Source organism: Streptomyces sp. NPDC056527, assembly GCF_042794475.1.
In the GTDB taxonomy this organism is placed as follows: Bacteria; Actinomycetota; Actinomycetes; order Streptomycetales; family Streptomycetaceae; genus Streptomyces.
This window is the reverse complement of sequence record NZ_JBHTTQ010000026.1, coordinates 46,325-52,753: the sequence shown is the minus strand read 5'-3', so window position 1 is coordinate 52,753 and position 6,429 is coordinate 46,325. Positions and strand designations below refer to the sequence as shown.

The window sequence follows — 6,429 nt, the reverse complement described above, 5'->3', positions numbered from 1 at the left end:
CGTCAGATGTGTAAACGAGCCCGGCATGATGCAGTTAAGTTTTACAATTAACCTTACCACAACACAAACACCACCCGCAACATCCGAATCGTATGAACCGCTTCTTCGTGTTCAGGGGGCCGGGTGTCAACCCCGGCCGCTGCCCAGTGCCTTACGGCCGGGGCCGGGCGGCAGGGCCGGCCGCTCCTGGGGGCCCTGCTCTATCCGGAGGGCAAGCGCGGGACAGCGGCGTACGGCCCGCTGCGCCCGTCCCCGCAGATGCATGGGCACGGATGCGTCGGCGAGCGCCGGGTAGCCGTCCGGGCCCAGTCTGATCAGCTCCGGGACGATGTCCGCGCAGAGCCCGTGGCCCTGGCACAGCGTCCAGTCCACGGCCAGCTTCTCGCCGCTCGGGATCGACTCCTCCGCGTCCTGGTAGCCGGCGGCGGGGAGGGGCAGCACGCCGATGGTCGGGCGTCCGCAGCCGCCGTCGAGGACATGGGCGGCCAGATCGTCCGTGAAGGCCGAGAGGGTCGAGGCGAAGAAGCGGGCCGAACCGTCGGGGTGCTTGCAGGCGCCGCGGCCCTTCACCGCCTGGGTGACCTCCCGTAGCGCCTCCAGCGCGGCGGGACCGCCTCCGTTGAGCACGTCCGAGAGGCCACCGGCCGCCGCGGGCAGCCCGAGCCGGCAGGGCCCGCACTGGCCCGCGGTCTCGGCCGCGAGCCAGTTCGCGACCCGGAGGGATTCGCCGATCGGGCAGGTCTCCGGGCCGATCGGCAGGATCGCACCGGCGCCCAGCGACCCGCCGACGGCCGACAGGGACGCTCGCGAGACGACCGCGTTGTCGACCGCCATCGAATCGATCCAGTTGCCGTGGTACCCGCCCGTGAGGACGCCCTGGGGCAGCTGCGGCGCCCCGGCCAGCTGGAGCACGTACCGCAGCGGGACGCCCGTCGGCACCTCGACCACCATGGGGCGCGCGACCGCCCCGGAGATCGTCAGCATCACCGTGCCGGGTTCCGCCTCCAGGCCGGTGTGGCCGTAGCGGCGCGGACCGATCCGGGCGCCCACCGCCAGCTGGGCGAAGGTCTCGGCGTTGGAGAGCAGGGTGGGCGCCCCGCCCACCCCGGACTCCGCCGCGCGCTCACGGCGGCCGGGGGGCAGCGCGGGGCCGCCGCCGATCGCGCGGATCACCGCCGACGCCTCTCCGGAGACCATGCGTTCGGGAGTTCTGACGACACGCGCGCGTAGAGGCTGCCCGCGGCGGTCGGAGAGGCCCCGCTCGGCGAGCGCCGAGCGGATGGAGATCTCCGTGGAGTTACGGGTCACGGCCACGATCAGCGTCCGGGCGCCGAGCGCCTCGGCCGCCAGAAGCGCGCCGTCCAGGATCAGGTGCGGGGCCCGGTTGAGCAGCACCGTGTCCTTGCGGCAGGCGGGCTCGCCCTCACTGCCGTTGACCACCACCACGGGACGTATCCCACGGCGGATCGCCGCCTTGCCGACCGCCCTCAGCTTGCGGCCGAAGGGGAAACCGGCGCCACCGCGCCCGTGGAGGGATATCTCGTCCGCGAGCTGGGCGAGCCGTTCGCCGCTCATCGGATCCAGCGGCCCGTGCACCTTCAGATGCATCTCCAGACCGAGCCGCTCGACCAGGTCGAAGCCCTGGGTGAGCTGAGGCAGACCGACCACGCGGACCTCGGGGACGTCGGGGAGCGGGGCGTTCACGGGCGGTCTCCTGCGGGTGCGGTCCAGGGTTCACCCGCGGGAGGCGGGCTGGAGTAGGTCGGCATCGGGGGCGAGGGCGTGGGCCAGTAGCCGGCACGGAGGGTGGGGTCGGGGACGACGGGGAGCTCCTCGGTCATGGGTATGCGCTCGGCGAGCGGGGCGTCGCCGGAGGTGTACGGAGCGGAGTCGGGCGCCGGGGCGGTGGCACGGGACACCGCGCGGTAGGCGGCCGAGAAACCGGCGGAGGTGCCGGGGCCGGCGGTCGGGGCCTGACTCGGGATCGGGGGAGCCGTTTCGTAGAGCGGTGGAGGCGGCGCGTAGAGCGGTGAGGTGGACTCGTAGAGCGGGGGAGGGGTCTCGAACAGCGGGGGAGGGGACTCGAACAGCCGGCTGCTCGGTACGGGGGGTGCGAGCGGCTCGGGCGGGGGAGACAGGGAGGGGCGGCCCGTGGGCCGGTCCAGCCACTCGGCGGACACGGTGGGCGGCTCGTAGCCGCGCTCGCCCTCGTCCTCGGCTCTGGCGGGGGTCTCGGCCGGTTCGTCCGCCCGGTCGGGTCCCTCGGCCCTGGTGCGGCCCTCCAGTGACGCCAGGAGCCCGACGAACCGGTCGGCGAGGGCCCGCTGGGTCGGAGCGGGCAGCATCCGGAGGGAGACGGCCGCGGCCACGGAGGTCAGGGCCAGGCAGTACATGACGACGACCCATGTGGCGGCGGGCCTGCCGGTGTACAGGCCGTGGACCAGCGCGAAGCACCAGGCCGGGTACGCCAGCATGTGCAGCGGCCGCCAGCGGGCGGCGAAGCGGCTGCGGCCCGCGAGCGTGCTGCGCAGGGCGCCCGTGGAGGCGGCGACGACCATGAGCAGCCCGGCGAGCGAACCGAAGCCGATCAGTGCCGACGTGCCCGTGATGCCGAGGCCGAAGGGAATCAGGGCGCCGATCACCGCGACATGACCGAGGGACACCTTGACGGTGGCGTGCAGCAGCAGAAAGCCGAGTGAGGACACCGCGGTGGCCCGGTGGATGCCCTGGGCGAGCAGCCGGTGCCGCGGGGAGAGCAGCAGCCGGTCGGTGGCGATCAGGCCCCAGGCGACCGACGCGGTGAGGGACACCAGCGACAGCACGCCGCTGGTGAAGTCGAGCGCTGCCCGGAAAGCGTCGCTGCCGCCGATGGCGAGCAGCGGAATGATCACCAGCGCTGCGACGGAGAGCCCGCCCTGAACCGGCTTGCTCATACCGGTTCGCTCGGCGGGGGCAGTGCGTTTCTTGCGATGAGGGTTCATAGGGGCGACTCCGAATGGTGCGGATAAGCAGTCCCGTTGGGCCGCATGTTAGGTCGCCCCATACCGACCGGTAGGTGGTTTGCGTGTTTAAGGGACTCTCAACGGCCAACTGACTTTGGGGTTGCCCCGGATAGGGGCGATACGCGGAGTAACCTGGGCGGCTCGGGCGACCCGGAGACGTGGCTCGCCCACGGCGGCGTCCTCGCCGATGGTCGCTCGGCCACGGGCCGGAACGTCGGTGCGGCCCGCTCGGGCCCTGCGGTACCCTGGCGCCATGCGTGCCGTACGCCTTCTGCTTAGCGAGCCGCGCTGATCAGTCCCGACGGATGAAAGATCCGGTCGGAATCGGCGCGGCGTCCCCTCCTGTGCGAGGGGATTTTTCATTTCGTGGCAGTGCAGTTCGCGGGCAGTGGGCAGAGACGATCGATGGAGCTTCAAGGATCATGAGCGAGATGAATTCGGCTGCCGAGACGGCGGCCCCGCATCGTTATACGGCGGCCATGGCCGCCGACATCGAGGCACGCTGGCAGGATTTCTGGGACGCCGAGGGCACCTACGAGGCGCCCAACCCGACCGGTGACCTGGCGGGCGATCCGGCGGTCGCCGCCCGCCCCAAGAAGTTCATCATGGACATGTTCCCGTACCCCTCGGGCGCGGGCCTGCACGTCGGTCACCCGCTGGGCTACATCGCCACGGACGTCTTCGCCCGTCACCAGCGCATGACCGGCCACAACGTGCTGCACACCCTGGGCTTCGACGCCTTCGGCCTGCCGGCCGAGCAGTACGCCGTGCAGACGGGCACGCACCCGCGCGTGTCCACCGAGGCCAACATGGAGAACATGAAGGTCCAGCTGCGCCGCCTGGGCCTGGGCCACGACAAGCGCCGGTCGTTCGCCACGATCGACCCGGACTACTACAAGTGGACGCAGTGGATCTTCCTGCAGATCTACAACTCCTGGTACGACGACGAGGCCGGGAAGGCCCGTCCGATCGCCGAACTGGTCGAGCAGTTCGAGAACGGCACCCGTGACGTTCCGGGCTCCACGCGCGCGTGGAGCGAGCTGAGCGCCGTCGAGCGTGCCGACGTCCTGGGCGAGTACCGGCTGGCCTACGCCTCCGACGCGCCGGTCAACTGGTGCCCGGGTCTGGGCACGGTGCTGGCGAACGAGGAGGTCACCGCCGACGGCCGTTCCGAGCGCGGCAACTTCCCCGTCTTCAAGTCCAAGCTGCGCCAGTGGAACATGCGCATCACCGCCTACGCGGACCGCCTGCTGGACGACCTGGACGCGCTGGACTGGCCCGAGGCCATCAAGCTGCAGCAGCGGAACTGGATCGGCCGCTCCGAGGGCGCCCGCGTCGACTTCCAGGTCGGCGAGACCGGCGCGATCACCGTCTTCACCACCCGCCAGGACACCCTGTTCGGCGCCACCTACATGGTGCTGGCCCCGGAGCACGACCTGGTCGAGAAGATCGTCCCGGACGCGTGGCCCGCCGGCACCCACGACGTGTGGACGGGCGGCCACGCCACCCCGGCCGACGCAGTCGCCGCGTACCGCAAGCAGGCCGCCTCCAAGTCCGACGTCGAGCGGCAGGCCGAGGCCAAGGACAAGACCGGCGTCTTCACCGGCGCGTACGCGACCAACCCGGTCAGCGGCGAGCAGGTCCCGGTCTTCATCGCCGACTACGTCCTGATGGGCTACGGCACCGGCGCGATCATGGCCGTCCCCGCGCACGACACCCGCGACTTCGCCTTCGCGCGCGCCTTCGAGCTGCCGATGCGCTGTGTCGTCGAGCCGAGCGACGACCGCGGCACCGACCCGTCCACGTGGGACGACGCCTTCGCCTCGTACGAGGCGAGGCTGGTCAACTCCGCGAACGACGAGATCTCCCTGGACGGCCTGGGCGTCGTCGAGGCCAAGGCGAGGATCACCGCCTGGCTGGCCGACCGCGGCATCGGCGAGGGCACCGTCAACTTCCGGCTGCGCGACTGGCTGTTCAGCCGTCAGCGCTACTGGGGCGAGCCCTTCCCGATCGTCTACGACGAGGACGGCGTCGCGCACGCGCTGCCCGAGTCGATGCTGCCGCTGGAACTGCCCGAGGTCGACGACTACTCGCCGCGCACCTTCGACCCGGACGACGCCGACACGCAGCCCGAGACGCCGCTGTCCCGCAACGAGGACTGGGTCGACGTCACCCTGGACCTGGGCGACGGGCCGAAGAAGTACCGCCGCGAGACCAACACCATGCCCAACTGGGCCGGTTCCTGCTGGTACGAGCTGCGCTACCTGGACCCGAACAACTCCGAGAAGCTGGTCGACCCGGCGATCGAGCAGTACTGGATGGGCCCGCGCGAGGGCATGCCGACCGGCGGCGTCGACCTGTACGTCGGCGGCGCCGAGCACGCCGTACTGCACCTGCTGTACGCGCGGTTCTGGTCCAAGGTGCTGTTCGACCTGGGCCACGTCTCCTCGGCCGAGCCCTTCCACAAGCTGTACAACCAGGGCATGATCCAGGCCTTCGTCTACCGCGACGCGCGCGGCATCGCCGTGCCGGCGGCCGAGGTCGAGGAGCGCGACGGCGGCTACTGGTACGAGGGTGAGCAGGTCAGCCGCGTCCTGGGCAAGATGGGCAAGTCCCTGAAGAACGCGGTCACCCCGGACGAGATCTGCGCCGAGTTCGGCGCCGACACCCTGCGCCTGTACGAGATGGCGATGGGCCCGCTGGACGTCTCCCGTCCGTGGGACACGCGTGCCGTGGTCGGCCAGTACCGGCTGCTGCAGCGGCTGTGGCGCAACATCGTCGACGAGTCGACGGGCGAGGTCACGGTCGTGGACACCGAGCCCGACGAGGACGCCCTGCGCGCCCTGCACAAGGCGATCGACGGCGTCTCGCAGGACATGGCGGCCATGCGCTTCAACACCGCCATCGCCAAGGTGACCGAGCTGAACAACCACCTGACCAAGGCGGGCGGCGCGGTCTCGCGCTCGGTCGCCGAGAGCCTGGTGCTGCTGGTCGCCCCGCTGGCCCCGCACATCGCGGAGGAGCTGTGGCGCAAGCTGGGCCACACCGACTCGGTCGTCCACCAGGACTTCCCGGTCGCCGACCCCGCGTACGTCGTGGACGAGACCGTGACCTGCGTCGTGCAGATCAAGGGCAAGGTCAAGGCGCGTCTGGAGGTCTCCCCGTCCATCTCGGACGCGGAGCTGGAGGCGCTGGCGCTGGGCGACGCGAACGTGGTCGCGGCGCTGGGCGGCGCGGAGATCCGCAAGGTGATCGTGCGCGCCCCGAAGCTGGTCAACATCGTCGCCTGACGGTGGCCTGACCGTCGCCCCCCGTGCCCGCGGGCAAGGGGGTATATGAGTGCTCCCACAAGAGCAGCTATTTGGTTAAGAATTAAAACCCCGAGCAGACCCAATTAAAAAAATACAAGCACCACCACAACGTCGAT

Annotated in this window: 3 protein-coding genes; 1 reads left to right on the top strand and 2 read right to left on the bottom strand. The window is 70.8% G+C overall.

Annotated features, from left to right (window positions below; all coding sequences use genetic code 11):
- Window positions 1-126 precede the first annotated feature (126 nt).
- Window positions 127-1,704, bottom strand: coding sequence for an NADH-ubiquinone oxidoreductase-F iron-sulfur binding region domain-containing protein (locus ACFQ7Q_RS15890; RefSeq protein ID WP_383554830.1), 1,578 nt, complete (start codon window positions 1,702-1,704; stop codon window positions 127-129).
- Entirely contained in the window at window positions 1,701-2,933 is a 1,233-nt protein-coding gene (locus tag ACFQ7Q_RS15885; RefSeq protein WP_383554828.1) for a hypothetical protein, read from the bottom strand. The genes ACFQ7Q_RS15890 and ACFQ7Q_RS15885 overlap by 4 nt, the downstream gene beginning before the upstream one ends.
- A 491-nt stretch (window positions 2,934-3,424) precedes the next feature.
- On the opposite strand from ACFQ7Q_RS15885, the gene leuS reads away from it, so the two are divergent.
- A complete protein-coding gene (gene leuS, locus ACFQ7Q_RS15880) occupies window positions 3,425-6,292 on the top strand; it encodes a leucine--tRNA ligase (RefSeq protein ID WP_383554826.1) in 2,868 nt (955 codons plus the stop codon).
- Window positions 6,293-6,429: the final 137 nt, after the last annotated feature.